Source organism: Streptomyces sp. NPDC018045 (assembly GCF_044327445.1).
Taxonomy (GTDB): Bacteria; Actinomycetota; Actinomycetes; order Streptomycetales; family Streptomycetaceae; genus Streptomyces.
The window spans coordinates 17,582-37,048 of the sequence record NZ_JBIRFL010000015.1 but is presented as its reverse complement, the minus strand read 5'-3'; the positions used below and the strand labels follow the sequence as shown (position 1 = coordinate 37,048).

Here is a 19,467-nt window from a genome sequence, read left to right as displayed (position 1 = left end):
GTCGGGACGGTTGTTGTTCCCGTACCACGGAGGCCCAGGTCATGAGCGGCTCGCTCAACGTTCTCGTCGTCATCGCGGTCATCGCGGTCATCGCTGTGGTGGCCGTACGGCAGCTCAAGCCGCGGCGGCTGACGGCGCAAGGCAAGAGCTGGTGGCTGATACCCGCTGTCCTCACCTTCCTGGCGGTCCGCGAACCCGGCCTGATCGACAGCGCGCACCCCACCGGATCCACCGTCCTGCTGGCCGTCGGCGTGGCCCTCGGCCTGCTCACCGGCGCGGCCTGGGCGTGGACGACGCGGATCTGGACCGACGCGGACGGCGAGGTCTGGTCCGCGGGCCGCGCGGTGACCGCCGTGGCCTGGGTCGTCGGCGCGGGGCTGCGGTTCGCCCTGTACGGGGTCGCGGTGTCGGCCGGGGTCCACCTGGGCACCCAGGCCACGCTGCTGACCGTGGCCGCCACGCTGCTCGCCCGTACGGGCGCCATGGTGTGGCGCGCCCAGTCGCTGCGCCCGACGTACCGTGTTGCAGCCGGTGGATGAGAGCGTGACTCCGCGTCCCGCAGAACGCGCCGGCGGCCCAGCCCCGGGAGCACCGTGCCGGAAGGATCGTTTGTGCCGCTGAGTTTCTGGACGAGCTGGCCCTCCCGGGAGGCGCTTTCCCGGGAGGGTTCGAACAGGACACGCGTGTGGATCGGCCGAGCCATCCGCATCGTGGTGATGGCCGGCCTGCTGTGGAGCGCGCTGGCGGGCCGGGAGTTCCGGAACGCCGGAGTGGGGCTGGGGCTGGCCGTGGTCGCACTCTGCGTTCTGGCCCTGTGGGGGTTCTTCCGAGCGACGCTCCGGCGCCGGCTGTGGCCGGCGCTCGGACTGCTGGCGCTGCTGGAGGGCGGCGCGTTCTGGTTCGACATGGGAAACGCGAGGGTGCCGGCCGCCGTGGTGTGGGGCGCGAGCGCCATCGTCTCGATGGCGCAGCTTCCGCTGGCGGCGGCGGTGCCGTGCATGGTCGCGTCCCTGACGGCGTATGCCGTGCGCAGCCCGGACGGCTGGCCGTCGATCGCGGCGACCGTCGTCGGGCTCGGACTCGCCGGGTACGTCGTGCGGCTGGACGCCGAGGCGCGGGGCAACGCACAGCGGCTGCTGGCCCAGGAGCGGGCCGCCCGTGAGGCCGAGGCCGAGACGGCCGCGCTGGCCGAGCGCGGCCGCATCGCCCGCGAGGTCCACGACGTGCTCGCGCACAGTCTGAGCGCGCAATTGGTGCACCTGGAGGCGGCGCGGCTGCTGATCCGGCGCAGCGGCGACCTGGAGGCGGACCGGCAGCAGATCCTGGAGCGGGTCGTGGCCGCGCGCGGTATGGCCAGGGAAGGGCTGGACGGCACGCGTCAGGCGCTGTCGGCGCTCCGGGGTGAGATGGCCCCGGTGGAGGACTACCTGCGTCATCTGACGGCCGCTGAGAACGCCTCCCTGGAAGTGACGGGGGAGCGGCGCGAACTGTCCGCCGAAGCGGGTCTCGCGCTGCGCAGGGTGGCGCAGGAGGCGCTCACGAACGTCCGCAAGCATGCCCCCGGCGCGCGGGTGGCCGTACGGCTCGCCTACGTGGAGGACGAGGTGGAGCTGGAGGTGCGGGATTCCGGCGCGCGGAGGACATTCCGCGGTGGCAGGCCGGGGGACCTCGGCGATCTGGGCTCGTCCGGTTCCGGGTACGGTCTGCTGGGGATGCGGGAGCGCGCCGAACTCCTCGGCGGAACGCTGGGCTCCGGTCCTGCCGAGGAGGGTTTCGTGGTGCGGTTGAGGGTGCCGGTATGACGGTGCGCGTCGTGGTGGCCGACGACCAGACGGTGGTGCGCGAGGGAATCGTGATGCTGCTGGGGCTGTTGCCGGGTATCGAGGTCGTAGGGTCCGCCGGGGACGGCGAGCAGGCGGTGCGGCTCACCGCCGAACTGGCCCCGGACGTCGTCCTGATGGACCTCCGGATGCCCCGCTGCGACGGCGTCGAGGCCACCCGCAGGATCCGGACGGAGCACCCGGGCACCGAGGTCGTCGTGCTGACGACCTACGCGGACGACGACCACCTCTTCCCCGCGCTGGAAGCCGGCGCCCGGGGCTATCTGACGAAGGACGCGGACGGCGACGAGATCGTCCGGGCCATCGAGGACGTGCTGTCGGGCGCGGCCGGGCTGTCCCCGAAGGTGCAGCGGCGGCTGCTGGAGCGGTTCGCCGAACCCGTAGGGACGGCCGCCCCGGCGACGCCGCCCGACCCTCCGGACGGGCTGACCGCGCGCGAGGTGGAGGTACTGGGACTGGTCGCCGAGGGGCTGTCCAACCCGGAGATCGCCCGGTCGCTGCACGTCTCGAACGCGACCGTGAAGACCCACATCAACAACCTCTTCGCCAAGGCGGGGCTGCGGGACCGGGCCCAGGCGATCCACTACGCCTACCGGCACGGTCTCGCACAGCCACCCGGATCATCCGTCACCTGATCGGGTGAGAAAGCTCTTCGGGGCGGCGTCCGGTCGTCAGACCCAGACGTAACGGTGTTCGGGGCGGCCGGTCTCCCCGTACCGGAGACTGAGCCGCACCCGCCCGGCACGTTCGAGGAGCTTGAGGTAGCGCTGCGCGGTCTGCCGGCTCAGGCCGGCCTGTCGGGCCACCTCCTGGGCGGACAGCGGCGCGTCGGCCGAGCGCAGGACGGTCCGGACGCGGTCGGCGGTGGCCGTCGAGTGCCCCTTGGGCAGCTCAGCGGGGCCGGCGTTGGCGGAGCCCAGCGCCCCGAAGAGCCGGTCGACTTCGGACTGTTCGGCCTGGCCGCCGCCCTCGAAGGTGCGGTGGAGCGCCGCGTAGCCCTCCAGCTTGGAACGGAGCCCGGCGAACGTGAACGGTTTGACCAGGTACTGGAGCGCGCCCTGACGCATCGCCGCCTGCACCGTCGCGATGTCGCGGGCCGCGGTCACCATGATCACGTCGGTCTGCAGGCCGCGCTGCCGGAGCCGCGAGACGAGCTGAAGCCCGGTCCCGTCGGGCAGGTAGTGGTCCAGCAGGACGAGATCGACGGCGGTGGTCTGCAGGGCGGCCAGGGCCTCGGCGGCGGAGTGGGCGAGGCGGCTGACCCGGAAGCCCGGGATCTTCGCGACATACGCGGCGTTGATCTCGGCGACCCGTATGTCGTCGTCCACGACCAGCACGTCGATCATCGGCCGGCCGCCGCGGCGTCGCCGGGGTCGCGGCCGTCGGACGCGCGCCCCTCCGTGGCTCGCGGACCTGCGCCGCCCGCGTTTCCGGCGGCGACACCGTCCGGTGCGTCCTCGGCGAGCGCGTCGGACAGCGCGTCAGGGAGCGTGACGGTGAACTCCGCGCCCCCGCCGGGACTCTCGCCCACATCGGCGGTGCCTCCGTACCGTTCGGCCAGCCGGCGGACGAGCGCGAGGCCGATGCCGCGCTGCCCGTGCGCGGGGGGCTCCTTGGTCGTCCAGCCCTCGGTGAAGATCTCCGTACGCCGGGCCCGCGGCACTCCGGGGCCGTTGTCGCGGACCCGGACGACCGCGGTACGGCCCTCGGCGCAAAGCTCCACCTCGACCCGCGCACCAGGAGTGCCGGCGGTCGCGTCCAGGGCGTTGTCGACCAGGTTGCCCAGGACGGTGACCAGGCTGTGCGGGTCCACCACGCGGTCCGGCAGCCGACTGCCGGGAGCGATGCTCAACGAGACGCCGCGTTCGGTGGCGACCGTCGCCTTGCCGACCAACAGGGACGCCAGCAGCGGATCGTGCACCCGCTCGGTGACCTGCTCGGCGGTCGCCCGGTGCACGCCCACCGCCTGGGTCACGAACTCCACGGCTTCCTGGTGCAGGCCCAGTTCGAGGAGGCCCAGCAGGGTGTGGAGACGGTTGGCGTGCTCGTGGTCCTGGGCGCGCAGCGCGTCGATCAGTCCGCGGGTGCCGTCCAGCTCGCGGCCCAGCCGCTCCAGCTCGGTGCGGTCGCGCAACGTCACCACGGCCCCGCCGTCGTCGGTCGGCATCCGGTTGGCCACCAGGACGCGCTGCCCGCTGACGGTGAGCAGGTCGGCGCCGCGGACCCGGCCGGAGAGCACTTCGGCGGTACGGCCGGGCGGCAGGGCGTCCTCCAGGGGACGGCCGGTGTCCTCGGAACGCAGGTCGAGCAGGCGCTGCGCCTCGTCGTTCAGCAGCCGGACGCGGCCGCGCGCGTCGAGCGCGATGAAGCCCTCCCGGATGCCGTGCAGCATCGCCTCGCGCTCGGTGAGCAGGGCGGAGATGTCGGAGAAGGCCAGGTCATGTGTGCGGCGCTGGAGGCGTCGGGCGACCAGGTAGGCGGCGAGCGCGCCGACGGCGAGCGCCCCGCCCGCGTAGGCGAGCAACTGCGGAACGGTACTCAGCAGTCGCTGTTGCACGCTCTCGTACGCGATGCCGACCGAGACGGCGCCGACGATGTCGCCCTTCTCGTCCCGCAGCGGCACTTTCCCGCGCGCGGAGCGGCCCAGGGTGCCCTCGTCGATCTGCATGACCTCGCGGCCCGCCAGGACGCCGCTGGGATCGGTGGAGACGCGCCGCCCGATCTGGTCCGGATCGGTGTGGGACCAGCGCACCCCGCGGGTATCCATGATCACGACGTACTCCGCTCCGGTGGCACGGCGGATCCGCTCCGCCTCGTCCTGGACGGGGCCGCGGCGGCCGGGGCGGGAGTTTTTCAGCGCGTCGTCGAGGCGTGATTCGGCGGCGGTGGTCTGGGCGATGGCCAGGGCGCGGCGCATCGCCTGGTCGTCGAGCTGCGCACCGAGCGGAGCGAGGAAGAGGCCGGTGGCCAGCGCCGTGACGCCGGCGGCGATGGCCAACTGCATCAGCAGCACCTGCGCGAAGACGCGGCGCGGCCAGCCCACGCGCAGACGCAGCCCCGGCAGCGCGGCACGGAGCCCGCTGCCGGTGGGGCGGTCCACACCCGGCCGCGCGTCGATCTCGCCCTTTGCGCCCATACGCACGAACAGTAGGCGGGGCGCAGTGCGGTCAGGTAATCAGCCCGGCTCCGGGCGGTGGGGGACGTTATCCACAGGGGTTTCACGGTCTTTCCGTGACCGGTTAATCTCGCAGAGTCACAACCGGTCACCGAACGTGACGGGTGGCCGGGGCAGTCGAAGGGGTCGAAGGAGGGGGCCTATGTGGTCGAAGATGGCGGGTGCGGCCAAGAGGTTCGGCGGAAGGTGCGGCCGAGCGGCCGGGTCAGGCGAGAGAGCGTACGGACAGCACGGCCATGCGGGCGGGTCTGCCGAGCGGAGAACCGCAGCCGACCGGCGCGGGGGTGCCGTCGGCGCGCTGCTGGACCATGACCCGCCAGGACCGGCCGTCGCGGTGCGCGACGGTGACGGCCCAGGTGGGGGCGGGGGCGTCACGCAGGGCCGCCGCCGGGGATGCCGTGGTCGTCGGGGGTGCGGGAGGCGCCGGGGGTGCGGGAGCCGCCGAGGCGGGGTCCTCGTGGCGAGAGCCTTTCGCCTCTTTTTCCGTCCCCTCATCTTCTCCCGTCCCCTCGCCCCCGTCGTCTCCGCCGTCGTCGGGTGGCGGTACGGGCGCGCTGTGCACGACGTCGATCGCGTCCGCCCGGTCCTCGCGTATCAGCTCGCGGACGGCGAGGTCGGCGGCCTGCGCCGGGCGCTCCCAGGTCGAACGGCCGCGGCAGTGGCCCAGCAGGATCCGGCCGTCCCGCGCCGATGCCATGGCGTCCTTGACCAGCGGAGCGGAAGCCCGCCCGTAGGCGTATCCGTACGGGAGGACGAAGAGGGTGGGGGAGAAGCGGTGGCCGCCGATGTGGGTGACTTCCCACGCCTCGGCGCCGCTGGCGGCGAGTTCGGCGGCCAGCGGGCGCCCGAGGACGGCGCAGCAGCGGTCACGCTTGCCGTTGGTGCAGACGAACGCCAGCGGCTCGCCGTCGTACGGCTCCCAGAGCCCGTCGTGCTCGCCCGAGCCCAGCCGGGCGAAGTCGAGGTGCGGCAAGGTGCCCGGGTCGGTGACGGAGGCGGTCCGGATCCAGGAGCGGTTCGGCGCGGTGTGGGCGAGAAACGCCCGGCGGGCGGGGGCGCCGTGGCAGTCTGCGTGCCGGCCCGGACGACGGACGAGGGCCACCCGTACGCCCGTGCCGTCCGCCGCCGCCTCGAGGGCGCGGCCGATGCGGGGATCGAGGTGGCTCTCGGTCAGCGCCTCGGTGCCCCAAGGGCCGGTCTGCTCGACGAGCAGCCAGGTCCGGGCGGTGGCCGAAGTGCCCGCGACGGGCTCGGCGGCATCGCGGGAAGCGGTTGCGCACGTGCTCACATAGGTAACCCTAACCTGCCCCGGGGCGACCGGAATCCGGAACCGAAAGCGCGCGAACCGGAAACCGAAAACGGGCGATCCGGAGCCGGACGAAGGAGGCGGAGCCGGGTTCTCTGTTCGGGACCAGGGGGTTGGGCGGAAATACTCTGGATCGGTTCGGAGGGGGCCCTGACGACTCGACAGTGAGCCCGGTCCGTGGTCGTGGAGTGCTTCGCCGGTCGTGGCTGATGTGGCGCGCTCGTCCGCTTGTTGAGCCCGGTTCAGGGGGAGACAGCCGTGAGGTTCCGTTCCGCGTTTGTCGCGGCGGTCGCACTGGGTGGCGTCTTGGTGGTGGACCTGGGCTTGGCTCCGCCCCTGGCTTCGGTTCTGGTCTTGGCCCCGGGCCCGGCCATGTCTTCTACTCCGGCTCCAGCCCTGGCCTTGCCCCCGGTAGTGCCCTTGGTCTTGTGGGCCGGCTCCGGCCTTGTCTCCGGCCTCGGCTCCGGCCTCGTCCTCGGCCCCGGCTCCAGCCCTGGCCCCTCCCCGGGCTTGTCCCCGGCCCGGCCCCGCCTCCGGCTCCGGCCTTGGCTCAGGCGCCAGCCGCAGCCCACGTCCCAGCTTCGTGCCCGTTCTCGCACCTGGCCGCCGCGGCGGCCAGCGCCGCAGGCCGCCGGGCCAGGCGTCGAGGGGCCTTCGGTGTCCGCCTTCGAGGACCTCATGGACGAGCACGATGACCGGGCGGTGGCCAGGGGTTCGGAGCGGATCGCCACCCCCCCCTCGGCGGACAGCCCTCGGGGCCTTGTCGCTCAAGCTCCTTCTCGTCTCGTCTCGTCACGGTAGGGGCTGCGGTGGGCGGAGGCCCTGATAGTGGCCGCTGGGGCGCATGCGCATGGGGCGTTCCTCGTACTCCTCCAGCGCGTGGGCGATCCAGCCGGCGGTGCGGGCCACCGCGAAGACGGTCTCGCCGGCCGCGGCGGACATGCCCGCCGAGACGGTCAGCACGCCCAGAGCGAGGTCGACATTGGGGTGCAGCGGGGCGTGGCGGGCGGTCGTCGCGGCCACCTCGCGCGCCGCCCGTAGCGCTGGGCCGGCCTGCGGTACGTCCTCCAGGAGGCGGAACAGGGCGCGGGCGCGCGGGTCCTCGCCCCGGTAGACGCGGTGGCCGAGGCCGGGCACCCGACGGCCGGCGCGCAGATGGTCCGCCACCACGGCCGCCGCGCTGCCCCGTTCCAGTACCTCCCGCAGCATGCGGTGCGTGAGGGTGCTGGCGGCGCCGTGCAGCGGGCCGTCGAGGGCGCCGAAACCGGCCGAGACGATGGTGTACGGGTGGGCCCGTGCCGAGGCGGCCACCCGCGCGGCCAGGGTTGAGGCGGCGAGGTCGTGGTCGATGAGAAGGACAAGTGCCGCGCTCAGGACGCGCAGTGACGCCTCGTCGGGCCGCTGCTCGGTGAGGCGTGACCACAGACGGCGGGGGATCGGCGCCGAGGCGCGGTCGGTTCCGCTCTCCAGGCGGGGGAGCGCGTCCACGAGCGTGGGAATGAGGGAGCGTGCGGTGCCCAGGACGGCGTCCTCGGACAGGTCGAAGCGCAGCGGGTCGGCGGAGGCCGCCGCCACCACCGCGACGCGTAGCCGGTCCATCGGGCTGCAGTGCCCGGGCAGGGCGTCGACGGCCCGGCGGGCGGCCGCGAGAGCTTCCTCCGGAGCGGTGAAACGGACGCCAGGACGCAGTGCGCCGGTCCAGAGCCACTCGGCGACCTCTTCGTAGCCGTAGTGGGCGGCCAGCTCGGTCGTGTCCACGCCGCGGAAGTAGCAGCGGTCCGCGTCGATGAGGGTGATGCCCGTACGGAGGGCCAGGTCACCGCCCGTGACGGACGGTTCGCGGCGGGCGCCGCGGCGGGCGAGGGCGTCCACTTCCGCCGCGTCGAAGGTGCTGCCCCGGCCGGCCGGGGCCCGTCGGCTGGTCAACTGGCCGCGGCTGACGTAGGCGTAGATCGTCTCCGGCTTCACGCCGAGCCGTTCGGCCGCCTCCCGGGTGGTCAGGCGCCGCTCGCCGCCCATGCTGCCGCTCCCGCCGCCACCGATGCCTACCGGGCCGACGTCGCCGTGGCCACTGCCGCCCGTTCCGTGATCCGCCATGATGCCCACTGTATCGATTGTCTCGACGTATGTATTGATTAAATCAATGTTGACACCTCCCCAGTCCACATTGGACAGTCGAGTCAACAGGGAGTGATCAGGAGAGCAGGAGGACCGATATGTCGATTGCCGAGGCCGGTGCGACGTTCGACGCGCCCCGCGGGCTCGCGGGAGTGATCGTCACCGAGACCGAGCTGGGGGACGTACGGGGCGGGGAGGGCTTCTACCACTACCGCCAGTACTCCGCCGTGGAGCTCGCGCAGAGCCGTACCTTCGAGGACGTCTGGCACCTGATGCTCCGCGGCCACCTGCCGGACGGGGAACAGCGGGCGGCCTTCGAGGCGGCGACCGTGGCACTGCGCCGCCTGCCCGACGCCGTACGGGACGCCCTGCCCGGGATCGCCCGTGCGAGTGCCCGCAGCGGCCCGCTCGCCGGCCTGCGCACCGCGCTCTCCCTGCTCGGCGCCGCGGCGGACTTCCAGCCTCTCTACGACATCGACTCCCGGCAGCGCGACGTCGACGCCCTCACCGCGAGTGCCGCGGTGCCCACCATCCTCACCGCGCTGCACCGCATCGGCCGGGGCCTGGCGCCGGTCGAGCCGCGGGACGACCTTCCGTACGCCGCCAACTACCTGTACATGCTCACCGGTGAGGAGCCCGACCCCGCGCGTACCAGGGCCATCGAGCGGTACCTGATCTCCACCATCGACCACGGCTTCAACGCCTCGACGTTCACCGCCCGCGTCATCGCCTCCACGGGCGCCGACCTCGCGGCCTGCCTGGCGGGCGCGGTCGGTGCGCTCTCCGGGCCGCTGCACGGCGGGGCGCCCAGCCGGGCCCTGGACTCCCTCGACGCCATCGGCAGCCCGGACCGTATTGACGCCTGGATCCGCGAACGGGTCCGCTCGGGGGAACGCATCATGGGCTTCGGACACCCCGTCTACCGCACCGAGGACCCGCGCTCGCGGATGCTGCGCGACATCGCCCGGGGCTTCGGCGGGCCGCTCGTGGACTTCGCCGTGCAGGTGGAGGAGCGGGTCGAGGCGCTGCTCGCCGAACTCAAGCCCGGCCGCGAACTGCACACCAACGTCGAGTTCTACGCGGGTGTGGTGATGGAGCTGTGCGGCCTGCCGCGTGAGATGTTCACCCCCACGTTCTGTGCGGCACGGGTGGTCGGGTGGAGCGCCAATATCCTGGAGCAGGCGGACGACACGAAGATCATCCGCCCGGCGGCCCGCTATGTGGGTCCGCTCCCGCCGCAGCCGGTGCCCGCCGCGCTGACCTGACGGCGCGCCGGACCGACGGCGCGCCGCCGCACCGACGTACGACGATGGAGGCGCCCCCTTGGCCCCGCAGGCCCCGCGACAGATCCCGGTCATCGTGCTCGCCGGATTCCTCGGCTCCGGCAAGACGACCCTGCTCAACCATCTGCTGGGCCGCAGCGGAGGCAGCCGCGTCGGTGCGGTGGTCAACGACTTCGGCAGCATCGAGATCGACGCCATGACGGTGGCCGGCCAGGTCGACTCGATGGTCTCGCTGGGAAACGGCTGCCTGTGCTGCGCCGTCGACACCAGCGAGCTGGACGAATACCTGGAACGGCTGGCCCGGCCGTCGGCCCGGATCGACGTCATCGTCATCGAGGCGAGCGGGCTGGCCGAGCCGCAGGAACTCATCCGCATGATCCTGGCCAGTGAGAACGACCGCATCGTCTACGGCGGGCTGGCCGAGGTCGTGGACGCGGCGGAGTTCGAGGCCACCCGGGCCCGGCACCCGGAGATCGACCGGCATGTGGCCATCGCCGACCTGGTGGTCCTGAACAAGGCCGACCGGATCGGGGAGGCGGAGCAGCGTTCGCTCCTGGACACCCTCGCCGAGCTGAGCCCGGGGACGCCCGTCGTGCCCGCCGCGTACGGGCGGATCGACCCGGAGCTGTTCTTCGACCGCAAACCGCGCGACGCGGACGACGAGGCGGTCCGTCAGTTGTCCTTCGAGGACCTGTTCCGCGAGGAGGCGGAGGCTGAGGCGGAAGCCGAGGGGGAGACGGCCGTGGAGGGGCACGGGCCGGGCTGCGACGGGCGGGAGTGCGGCCACGATCATCGGCGGCACCTCCACGCCGCTTACGAGAGCGTCGAGTTCGTATCGGACGAGCCGATGAACCCGCGTCGGCTGATGGCCTTTCTCGACAGCAGGCCCGCCGGACTCTATCGGATCAAGGGGTTCGTCCACTTCGACGTACCGGAGAACCGCCAGAAGTTCGCCGTGCACGCGGTCGGAGACTTCCTGCGCTTCTACCCGACGCCGTGGCAGCCGGACGAGGCGCGCCGCACCCAGCTCGTCCTGATCGGCACTGGGGTCGACGCGGTGGCTCTGCGCAAGGAGCTGGCGGACTGCCGGGAAACGGGCCCGGAGCGCGCCGACGTCAACAGCATGTGGGGCGTACTGCGGTACGTACCGTCCCTCGGTGAGCCCGGTGAGCCCGGTGAGCCCGGTGAGCCCGGTGAGCCCGGTGAGCCCGGTGAGCCCGGTGAGCCCGCTGCCTTCGCTGCTTCGGAAGAGTCGGGGGAGCCGGGAGAGCCGGAGGGGCCGGAAGAGCCCGACGACCAGTAAGCCGCCCCTCCCGCACCGAGCCCTCCGACGAGGCCCCACCAGGCCCCCACCGAGAGATCCCCGAGAACAGCACGACAACGCTCCGGGCCCGGCTGCCCCCCGTGCCCGGCCCCCGGCACGAGCACGCCCCCGGCCCGGCCGCAGCCGCCCCGGGGGCGTCGTCAGCGCGGTACTGCGCCCGCTACACCGGCCCGGCCAGCGCGGCGACCGGCTTCGTCAGTGGTACGCCCGAGCCGTCCCGGCGCGGGTCCGGCTCCGGGAGGTCGACCGGCGCGCCCTTGGCGTTCGCCGCCCGCACCGGCGCGGCGCCGGCCCAGGCCAGGGAGAGGCAGTCCTCGCCCTTCAGGAACCGCTGGCAGCGCACGCCGCCGGTCGCCCGGCCCTTGCGCGGATACTGGTCGAAGGGCGTGAGCTTGGCCGTGGACACCGAGTCGTCGAGCGTGCCGTGCGAGCCGGAGACCGTGAAGACCATGGCGTCGGCACCCGGATCGACGGCCGAGAAGAAGATGACCTTCGCGTCCGGTCCCAGCTTGATGCCCGTCATGCCGCCCGCGGGCCGGCCCTGCGGCCGTACCTGGCCGGCCGGATAGCGCAGTAGCTGTGCCTCGTCGGTGATGAAGACCAGGTCCTCCTCGCCCGTACGCAGCTCGACGGCGCCCACGACGCGGTCGCCCTCCTTGAGGGTGATGACCTCCAACTCCTCCTTGTGCGACGGGTAGTCCGGCACCACGCGCTTGACGATGCCCTGCTGTGTGCCCAGCGCCAGGCCGGGCGAGGACTCGTCGAGCGTCATCAGGCAGATCAGCGACTCGCCGTCCTGGAGGCTGAGGAACTCGGAGACCGGCGCGCCACCGGACAGGGTCGGCGCGGCGATGGTGTCCGGGAGCTGCGGCAGGTCGACCACCTGGAGCCGCAGCAGCCGGCCGGCGGACGTCACCGCGCCCACCTCGCCGCGCGTGGTGGCCGGCACCGCCGAGACGATCACGTCGTGCTTGACGCGCTTGGCCTCCGTGTCGAAGTTCACCTCGCCGTTGGCCGTACGGGCCAGCAGGCCCGTGGAGGACAGCAGCACCCGGCACGGGTCGTCGGCGACCTCCAGCGGCACCGCGGCCACCGGGGCGCCCGCCGACTCCAGCAGGACCGTGCGCCGGTCCGTGCCGTACTTCTTGGCCACCGCGGCCAGCTCGCCGGAGACCAGCTTGCGCAGCTCGGCGTCCGATTCGAGGATCTTGGTCAGCTCCTCGATCTCCGCCTTGAGCTTGTCGCGCTCCGACTCCAGCTCGATGCGGTCGAACTTGGTCAGACGGCGCAGCGGGGTGTCGAGGATGTACTGCGTCTGGATGTCGCTCAGCGCGAAGCGGTCCATCAGCCGCTCCTTGGCCTGTGCGCTGTTGTCGCTGGAGCGGATGAGGCGGATGACCTCGTCGATGTCGATGAGGGCCGTCAGCAGGCCCTCGACCAGGTGGAGGCGGTCGCGCTTCTTGGTGCGCCGGAACTCGCTGCGCCGGCGCACCACGTCGAAGCGGTGGTCGACATAGACCTCCAGCAGCTCCTTCAGCCCCAGCGTCAGCGGCTGGCCGTCCACCAGCGCGACGTTGTTGATGCCGAAGGACTCCTCCATGGCCGTGAGCTTGTAGAGCTGCTCCAGGACTGCTTCCGGGTTGAAGCCGTTCTTGATCTCGATGACCAGGCGCAGGCCGTGCTCGCGGTCGGTGAGGTCCTTGACGTCCGCGATGCCCTGGAGCTTCTTCGCGCCCACCAGGTCCTTGATCTTGGAAATGACCTTCTCGGGGCCGACGGCGAACGGGAGTTCGGTGACGATCAGCCCCTTGCGGCGGGCGGTCACGTTCTCGACCGAGACCGTGGCGCGGATCTTGAACGTGCCGCGGCCGGACTCGTACGCGTCCCGGATGCCGCCCAGGCCCACGATCCGGCCGCCGGTCGGCAGGTCGGGGCCCGGCACGTACTTCATCAGCGTGTCGAGGTCCGCGTTCGGATGTTTGATCAGGTGGCGGGCGGCGGCGATGACCTCGCCGAGGTTGTGCGGCGGCATGTTCGTCGCCATGCCGACCGCGATGCCGGACGCGCCGTTGACGAGGAGGTTCGGGTAGGCGGCCGGCAGGGCGACCGGCTCCTGCTCCTGGCCGTCGTAGTTCGGTGCGAAGTCGACCGTGTCCTCGTCGATGGACTCCGTCATCAAGGACGTGGCCGAGGCCATCTTGCACTCGGTGTACCGCATGGCGGCGGGCGGGTCGTCGTTGCCGAGCGAGCCGAAGTTGCCGTGGCCGTCCACCAGGGGCAGCCGCATCGAGAAGGACTGCGCCATCCGCACCAGGGCGTCGTAGATGGAGGCGTCGCCGTGCGGGTGGAGCTTACCCATCACCTCGCCCACGACGCGGGCGCACTTGACGTAGCTGCGCTCGGGGCGCAGCCCCATCTCGTTCATCTGGTAGAGGATGCGGCGGTGTACGGGCTTGAGGCCGTCGCGGGCGTCCGGGAGGGCGCGGGAGTAGATGACCGAGTACGCGTACTCAAGGAAGGAGCCCTGCATCTCGTCGACGACGTCGATGTCGAGGATCCTCTCCTCGAAGTCGTCCGGCGGCGGGGTCTTCGTGCTACGGCGGGCCATCGCGGCTGCGGCTCCTTCGCTTGCTTCCTGCTGCTTGCCGATGCGGGATCAACGTTCGGGTCTTACGTCGACCATTGTGGCCCGCCCCACTGACAACGCCGACCGCGACCCTCCCCGTGGCCCCGGACGAGGTGGTCGCGAAGACCGCTCGTACGAGGCAGCCGGGTCGGGAACTTCGCCATAGCTCGGCACGCTTGCATACAGTGACAGAACTTCCTCGCAAGCGGATCGAAGGGACGTACATGCCCATGGGTCACACGGCCACAGAACAAGCCGGCTCCGGCGGCCTGACAGCAACCGAGCACCGGCTGGCCAACGGCCTGCGTGTGGTGCTCTCCGAAGACCACCTGACCCCGGTCGCCGCGGTCTGCCTCTGGTACGACGTCGGCTCGCGCCACGAGGTCAAGGGCCGTACGGGCCTGGCCCACCTTTTCGAGCACCTCATGTTCCAGGGCTCCGCCCAGGTCAAGGGCAACGGTCACTTCGAACTGGTCCAGGGCGCCGGCGGCTCCCTGAACGGCACCACCAGCTTCGAGCGCACCAACTACTTCGAGACCATGCCCGCCCACGAGCTGGAGCTGGCGCTCTGGCTGGAGGCCGACCGCATGGGCTCCCTGCTGACGGCGCTCGACGAGGAGTCCCTGGAGAACCAGCGCGACGTCGTCAAGAACGAGCGCCGGCAGCGCTACGACAACGTCCCCTACGGCACGGCCTTCGAGAAGCTGACGGCCATGGCCTATCCGGAGGGACACCCGTACCACCACACGCCCATCGGTTCGATGGCCGACCTGGATGCCGCCTCCCTGGAGGACGCGCGGGCCTTCTTCCGCACGTACTACGCGCCCAACAACGCGGTGCTGTCGATCGTCGGCGACATCGACCCCGAGCAGACCCTCGCCTGGGTGGAGAAGTACTTCGGCTCCATCCCCGGCCACGAGGGCAAGCAGCCGCCGCGCGACGGCTCCCTCCCGGACGTCATCGGCAAGGAGCTGCGTGAGGTCGTCGAGGAGGACGTCCCCTCCCGCGCCCTGATGGCCGCCTACCGCCTCCCGCAGGACGGCACCCGCGAGGCCGACGCGGCCGACCTGGCGCTGACGGTGCTCGGCGGTGGCGAGTCCTCGCGCCTGTACAACCGGCTGGTGCGCCGCGACCGCACGGCCGTGGCGGCGGGCTTCGGCCTGCTGCGGCTGGCCGGCGCCCCCTCGCTCGGCTGGCTGGACGTCAAGACCTCCGGCGGCGTCGAGGTGCCCGCCATCGAGAGCGCCGTGGACGAGGAGCTGGCCCGCTTCGCCGCCGAGGGGCCCAGCGCCGAGGAGATGGAGCGTGCCCAGGCCCAGCTCGAGCGCGAGTGGCTGGACCGGCTCGCGACGGCGAGCGGCCGCGCCGACGAACTGTGCCGGTTCGCGGTCCTGTTCGGCGACCCGCAGCTCGCCCTGACCGCCGTGCAGCGCGTCCTGGAGATCACCCCGCAGGAGGTGCAGGAGGTCGCCAAGGCCCGGCTGCGCCCCGACAACCGCGCGGTCCTCGTGTACGAGCCGACCGAGCCGACCGCCGCCGAGGACAACGACGAGGAGGCGGCCCAGTGAGCGACGCCGTCAGCAGCACGATGACCTTCCATCCGCAGCCGGCCGGCGGCGACCCCAAGCCGTGGGCCTTCCCGGCCCCCGGGCGCGGGCAGCTCCCCAACGGCCTCACGGTGCTGCGCAGCCACCGCCCCGGTCAGCAGGTCGTCGCCGTCGAGATCGACATCGTCGCGCCCCTGGAGGCCGAGCCCGCGGGCCTGGACGGCGTCGCCACGATCATGGCGCGCGCCCTGTCCGAGGGCACCGACAAGCACGACGCCGAGCAGTTCGCCGCCGAGCTGGAGCGCTGCGGCGCCACCCTGGACGCGCACGCCGACCACCCCGGCGTCCGGGTCTCCCTGGAGGTCCCGGCCTCCCGGCTGGACAAGGCGCTCGGCCTGCTCGCCGACGCCCTGCGCGCCCCGGCCTTCCCGGACAGCGAGGTCGAGCGCCTGGTGCGCAACCGCCTCGACGAGATCCCGCACGAGCTGGCCAACCCGGCGCGCCGCGCCGCGATGGCCCTGTCCAAGGAGCTGTTCCCGGCCGACTCCCGGATGTCGCGGCCGCGCCAGGGCACCGAGGAGACCGTCTCCCGTATCGACGCGGCGGCCGTGCGTGCCTTCTACGAGGCCCATGTGCGCCCCGCCACGGCCACCGCCGTCATCGTCGGTGACTTCACCGGCGTCGACCTGGACGCGGCCCTCGCGGAAACGCTCGGAGCCTGGACGGGCTCGCCCGCCGAACCGGTGAAGGCCAGCCCGATCACCGCCGACGACACCGGTCGCGTGGTGATCGTCGACCGCCCCGGCGCCGTGCAGACCCAACTGCTGATCGGCCGCATCGGCGCCGACCGGCACGACCGCGTCTGGCCCGCCCAGGTGCTCGGCACGTACTGCCTGGGCGGCACCCTCACCTCCCGTCTGGACCGGGTGCTGCGCGAGGAGAAGGGCTACACCTACGGGGTGCGCGCCTTCGGCCAGGTGCTGCGCTCCTCGGCCGACGGCGACGGCGCCGCGATGCTGGCCATCAGCGGTTCGGTGGACACCGCGTCCACCGGCCCGGCGCTGGAGGACCTCTGGAAGGTGCTGCGCACCCTCGCGGCGGAGGGCCTGACGGACGCCGAGCGCGATGTGGCCGTGCAGAACCTCGTCGGGGTCGCGCCGCTGAAGTACGAGACCGCGGCGGCGGTCGCCGGCACCCTCGCCGACCAGGTCGAGCAGCAGCTCCCGGACGACTTCCAGGCCCGGCTGTACGAGCGGCTGGCGCGGACCGGCACCGTCGAGGCGACCGCCGCGGTCGTCAACGCCTTCCCGGGCGACCGGCTGGTGACGGTCCTGGTGGGCGACGCCGCCGAGATCGAGGAGCCGGTCAAGGCGCTCGGCATCGGCGAGGTGACGGTCGTCAGAAGCTGACGGCACGACACCGGCGCGGGCGGGGCCGTCGGCCGCCGACGGCCCGTGCCCGGGCGGGTGACGAACGGTCACCCGAGGGATCCAGTGGTGCGCAGGTGCCACTGGATCTTCTTTATGTCCCAATTGTTGGGGGTGGTTGCACGGTGCCCGTGTGGCGTACGGCACAAATTCGGTGTTCTGTTTGCCGATTGAAAGTTGCCCCGTTTAGCGTCGATCCGGCTGTCCGCAGGATCACCGCCGCAACCGCGGCACGGACAGTCATCGCCGAGTCCCCGTACGGCGCGAGCCAGGGGAGCCGGGGACCCATGTCCCTTGGGGTGAATCGGACGCCTTCCCGGAGGCGCCCGTAGGAGACCTTCCTGCTCCGAACCCGTCAGCTAACCCGGTAGGCGAGAGGGAAGGAAAGGACACAGCCAGCCCATGGCGTTCACCCGTGCCACCGGGAAGCACCGTGGTCCGAGCCGCAGCGCGCGGACGACCCGTAACCTCGCCGGCATAGCCACGCTCGCCGCGTCCGGCGTCATCGCCTCCGTCGCCTCCCCGGCACTGGCGGCCGGCAACCCGGACGACGCGAGCACCCACGACACCGGCTTCCACCAGGCCGTCGTCCTCGGCGACGAGCTCGCCGAGCAGATCGAGGCGCAGGCCGACGCCCAGCAGGAGGCCGCCGACGCCGCCGCCGCGCAGGCCAAGGCCGAGGCCGAGGCGCGCAAGCAGGCCGAGGAGGCCAAGCGCCAGGCCGAGGCCGAGGCGAAGAAGGAGCGGGAGGCCAAGGAGCGCGCCGCCCGCGAGGCCGAGCGCAAGCGCCTGCTCACGTACGTCGCCCCCGTCGACGGCTCCTACGTGTCCACCAGCTACAAGGCCTCCAGCGGCCTGTGGTCCTCCGGCAGCCACACCGGCGTCGACTTCCACGCCGCCTCCGGGACCCCCGTCCACGCCGTCGGCTCGGGCACCGTCGTCGAGACGGGCTGGGGCGGCGCGTACGGCAACAACGTCGTCATCAAAATGAACGACGGCACCTACACGCAGTACGGCCACCTGTCGTCCATCAGTGTCTCGGTCGGCCAGACCGTCACCCCGGGCCAGCAGATCGCCCTGTCGGGCGACACCGGCAACACCACCGGGCCGCACCTGCACTTCGAGGCCCGCACCTCCGCGGAGTACGGCTCGGACATCGACCCGGTCGCCTACCTGCGCTCGCACGGCGTGAACGTCTGACGCGCACCCGTCCCCCGTACGATGCCCCGGCCTCCGTGGCCGGGGCATCTTCGTGTCCGGGGCCGGCCCCGGACACGGTCGCGCCCATATGCCGTCGTACGCGGTCCCGGCCAAAAAATAGCCATGAATTCGCCGCGACTGTCGGCCAATGCCTTCCCGTCGAATAGAGTCGCACCGAATGTCGCCGCCCGGCGTCATTTCCGGGTGTTCTCAGGGGATTACGGCGGAGGCACAGGTGGTGCGAGGCCCTCTTTCCGCGCATGTGGTGTGCACGGCGATCCGCGACGACATCGTATCCGGCGTTCTTCCGCCGGGCAGCCGGCTGATCGAGGAGTTGCTGGCCGGCCGTTACGGGGTCTCCCGTGTTCCCGTGCGCGAGGCGCTGCGGACGTTGCAGTCCGAGGGCTTCGTCGCGATCCGGCACCACGCGGGCGCCTGCGTGGCCGAGCCGACCGAGCGCGAAGCGGCCGACGTCCTGGACATCCGGGCGCTGCTGGAGCCGCTCGGCGCTGCGCGCGCCGCCGCCCGCCGCACCGCCGCGCACCTCAAGGTCCTGCGCGGCGTCGTACGGTTGGGCCGGGAGCGCGCCCGGCACGGCCACCGGGCCGAGCTGCGCCAACTCGACGGCTGGTTTCACGAGACGCTCGCCCAGGCGTCCGGCAGCGCCGCCATGGCGGCGCTGCTCACGCAGCTCCGGCGCAAGATCGAATGGATGTACACAGTCGAGCTCCCGGCCCGCGACGAGCGCTCCTGGGAGGAGCACGGGGCGGTGCTGGACGCGGTGAGCCGCGGAGACGCCGAGCGGGCCCGCGCCCTGATGGCGGCGCACATCGAACGCTCGCGCCCGGTGTACCGGCTGCGCCCGGTGGTCCCGGCGCCGGCGGTGAGAAGTTCGAAACGGACCGTAAACACGGCGCGCGAGCAGAATTAACATGACGGCCGTATACAAGCGGTAGGGGATTGGCCGGAAACGGAAAGCAGGCGGGACGTCAAGGCATGGAGGTGTGGTGGGGAATTCCCGGGAGGGGTCTGAAATCCCGTCCCCGAAAGGCCTCGGAAGTCCCCGGAAAGTGGTGTACGGGATTTACGGGCGGCCTCGCCGATTCCACGCGTCATGCCGAGCGGCCGGCCGGGAATTCGCGCCCCGCCCCGCGGGCTCCCCGGCGGGCGGGCACACAAAAGCGGCCCCGCCCGGCGCCGGAAACCCGGCTACCGCGGCGGAGCCGCGAACACAGTGACCCGCGAGGCGGTTCAGACGGTCTCCGGGAGCTCCTCGAGGCCCTCGGCGACCAGCTTCGCGAGACGGTCGAGCGCGGCGTCGGCGCCCTCGGCGTCGGAGGCCAGCACGATCTCCTCGCCACCCTGGGCGCCCAGGCCCAGCACGGCCAGCATGGAGGCGGCGTTGACCGGGTTGCCGTCGGCCTTGGCGATCGTCACGGGGACCCCGGCGGCGGTGGCCGCACGGACGAAGATCGAGGCGGGGCGGGCGTGCAGACCCTCGGCCCAACCGACATTGACGCGGCGCTCAGCCATGGTGTTGCCCTTCAAGTCGTAACGGTTGTCTAGACCAGTGTCTCATGGCGCCGGGAGTGCTCCGGCAGCCCGCGACCGCGCTCACGA

Annotated in this window: 15 protein-coding genes and 1 riboswitch; of the genes, 9 read left to right on the top strand and 6 right to left on the bottom strand. The window is 72.3% G+C overall.

Annotated features, from left to right (window positions below; genetic code table 11):
* Positions 1-41 precede the first annotated feature (41 nt).
* The 3 genes from ACH4EB_RS26825 to ACH4EB_RS26815 all read left to right on the top strand — a co-directional run bounded on the left by ACH4EB_RS26825 (position 42) and on the right by ACH4EB_RS26815 (position 2,476).
* Positions 42-539, top strand: a complete 498-nt coding sequence (locus tag ACH4EB_RS26825) for a DUF1453 domain-containing protein (protein WP_398350340.1) — start codon at positions 42-44, stop codon at positions 537-539.
* Positions 540-611: 72 nt separating this feature from the next.
* Positions 612-1,802: a sensor histidine kinase gene (locus ACH4EB_RS26820; protein ID WP_398350338.1), complete on the top strand. Its 1,191-nt coding sequence runs from the start codon at positions 612-614 to the stop codon at positions 1,800-1,802.
* Complete coding sequence (locus ACH4EB_RS26815; protein ID WP_398350336.1) at positions 1,799-2,476, top strand: response regulator; 678 nt, start codon at positions 1,799-1,801, stop codon at positions 2,474-2,476. The genes ACH4EB_RS26820 and ACH4EB_RS26815 overlap by 4 nt, the downstream gene beginning before the upstream one ends.
* A 36-nt stretch (positions 2,477-2,512) precedes the next feature.
* Here ACH4EB_RS26815 and ACH4EB_RS26810 read toward each other — a convergent pair whose 3' ends face one another.
* The 4 genes from ACH4EB_RS26810 to ACH4EB_RS26795 form a co-directional block, all read right to left on the bottom strand.
* Complete coding sequence (locus tag ACH4EB_RS26810; RefSeq protein WP_398350335.1) at positions 2,513-3,187, bottom strand: response regulator; 675 nt, start codon at positions 3,185-3,187, stop codon at positions 2,513-2,515.
* Complete coding sequence (locus ACH4EB_RS26805; RefSeq protein WP_398350441.1) at positions 3,184-4,845, bottom strand: ATP-binding protein; 1,662 nt, start codon at positions 4,843-4,845, stop codon at positions 3,184-3,186. Before ACH4EB_RS26805 ends, ACH4EB_RS26810 begins: the two co-directional genes overlap by 4 nt.
* A gap of 376 nt (positions 4,846-5,221) precedes the next feature.
* The gene (locus ACH4EB_RS26800; RefSeq protein WP_398350333.1) at positions 5,222-6,304 is read right to left on the bottom strand and encodes a sucrase ferredoxin; all 1,083 of its coding nucleotides are present in this window, start codon (positions 6,302-6,304) and stop codon (positions 5,222-5,224) included.
* 810 nt (positions 6,305-7,114) lie between these two features.
* Positions 7,115-8,341, bottom strand: coding sequence for a citrate/2-methylcitrate synthase (locus ACH4EB_RS26795; RefSeq protein WP_398350439.1), 1,227 nt, complete (start codon positions 8,339-8,341; stop codon positions 7,115-7,117).
* A 197-nt stretch (positions 8,342-8,538) separates the two neighbouring features.
* Between ACH4EB_RS26795 and ACH4EB_RS26790 the strand changes: the two genes are divergently transcribed.
* Positions 8,539-9,705, top strand: coding sequence for a citrate synthase (locus tag ACH4EB_RS26790; RefSeq protein WP_398350331.1), 1,167 nt, complete (start codon positions 8,539-8,541; stop codon positions 9,703-9,705).
* A gap of 58 nt (positions 9,706-9,763) precedes the next feature.
* Positions 9,764-11,026 (top strand): CobW family GTP-binding protein, encoded by a 1,263-nt coding sequence (locus ACH4EB_RS26785; protein WP_398350329.1) that lies wholly within the window; start codon positions 9,764-9,766, stop codon positions 11,024-11,026.
* A gap of 181 nt (positions 11,027-11,207) precedes the next feature.
* Here ACH4EB_RS26785 and ACH4EB_RS26780 read toward each other — a convergent pair whose 3' ends face one another.
* Positions 11,208-13,655, bottom strand: coding sequence for a DNA topoisomerase (ATP-hydrolyzing) subunit A (locus ACH4EB_RS26780; RefSeq protein ID WP_398350327.1), 2,448 nt, complete (start codon positions 13,653-13,655; stop codon positions 11,208-11,210).
* A 248-nt stretch (positions 13,656-13,903) separates the two neighbouring features.
* Between ACH4EB_RS26780 and ACH4EB_RS26775 the strand changes: the two genes are divergently transcribed.
* The 4 genes from ACH4EB_RS26775 to ACH4EB_RS26760 all read left to right on the top strand — a co-directional run bounded on the left by ACH4EB_RS26775 (position 13,904) and on the right by ACH4EB_RS26760 (position 18,778).
* Entirely contained in the window at positions 13,904-15,241 is a 1,338-nt protein-coding gene (locus ACH4EB_RS26775) for a M16 family metallopeptidase (protein WP_398350437.1), read from the top strand.
* Between the two features lie 20 nt (positions 15,242-15,261).
* Complete coding sequence (locus tag ACH4EB_RS26770) at positions 15,262-16,629, top strand: M16 family metallopeptidase (RefSeq protein WP_398350436.1); 1,368 nt, start codon at positions 15,262-15,264, stop codon at positions 16,627-16,629.
* Positions 16,630-16,881: 252 nt separating this feature from the next.
* A riboswitch (cyclic di-AMP (ydaO/yuaA leader) is annotated at positions 16,882-17,036 on the top strand.
* 13 nt (positions 17,037-17,049) lie between these two features.
* On the top strand, positions 17,050-17,847 hold the full coding sequence (locus ACH4EB_RS26765) for a M23 family metallopeptidase (RefSeq protein ID WP_398350326.1): 798 nt from the start codon (positions 17,050-17,052) through the stop codon (positions 17,845-17,847).
* 265 nt (positions 17,848-18,112) lie between these two features.
* The gene (locus ACH4EB_RS26760) at positions 18,113-18,778 is read left to right on the top strand and encodes a GntR family transcriptional regulator (RefSeq protein WP_398350435.1); all 666 of its coding nucleotides are present in this window, start codon (positions 18,113-18,115) and stop codon (positions 18,776-18,778) included.
* 320 nt (positions 18,779-19,098) lie between these two features.
* Here the strand turns inward: ACH4EB_RS26760 and ACH4EB_RS26755 are convergent, their stop codons facing one another.
* Entirely contained in the window at positions 19,099-19,380 is a 282-nt protein-coding gene (locus ACH4EB_RS26755; RefSeq protein ID WP_030021209.1) for an HPr family phosphocarrier protein, read from the bottom strand.
* Positions 19,381-19,467 lie beyond the last annotated feature (87 nt).

Coding starts and splice junctions, on each gene's coding strand:
- ACH4EB_RS26825 (WP_398350340.1), top strand. CDS start 42: ATGAGCGGCTCGCTCAACGTTCTCGTCGTCATCGCGGTCATCGCGGTC.
- ACH4EB_RS26815 (WP_398350336.1), top strand. CDS start 1,799: ATGACGGTGCGCGTCGTGGTGGCCGACGACCAGACGGTGGTGCGCGAG.
- ACH4EB_RS26810 (WP_398350335.1), bottom strand. CDS start 3,187: ATGATCGACGTGCTGGTCGTGGACGACGACATACGGGTCGCCGAGATC.
- ACH4EB_RS26805 (WP_398350441.1), bottom strand. CDS start 4,845: ATGCAGTTGGCCATCGCCGCCGGCGTCACGGCGCTGGCCACCGGCCTC.
- ACH4EB_RS26795 (WP_398350439.1), bottom strand. CDS start 8,341: ATGGGCGGCGAGCGGCGCCTGACCACCCGGGAGGCGGCCGAACGGCTC.
- ACH4EB_RS26790 (WP_398350331.1), top strand. CDS start 8,539: ATGTCGATTGCCGAGGCCGGTGCGACGTTCGACGCGCCCCGCGGGCTC.
- ACH4EB_RS26780 (WP_398350327.1), bottom strand. CDS start 13,655: ATGGCCCGCCGTAGCACGAAGACCCCGCCGCCGGACGACTTCGAGGAG.
- ACH4EB_RS26775 (WP_398350437.1), top strand. CDS start 13,904: ATGGGTCACACGGCCACAGAACAAGCCGGCTCCGGCGGCCTGACAGCA.
- ACH4EB_RS26770 (WP_398350436.1), top strand. CDS start 15,262: ATGACCTTCCATCCGCAGCCGGCCGGCGGCGACCCCAAGCCGTGGGCC.
- ACH4EB_RS26765 (WP_398350326.1), top strand. CDS start 17,050: ATGGCGTTCACCCGTGCCACCGGGAAGCACCGTGGTCCGAGCCGCAGC.
- ACH4EB_RS26755 (WP_030021209.1), bottom strand. CDS start 19,380: ATGGCTGAGCGCCGCGTCAATGTCGGTTGGGCCGAGGGTCTGCACGCC.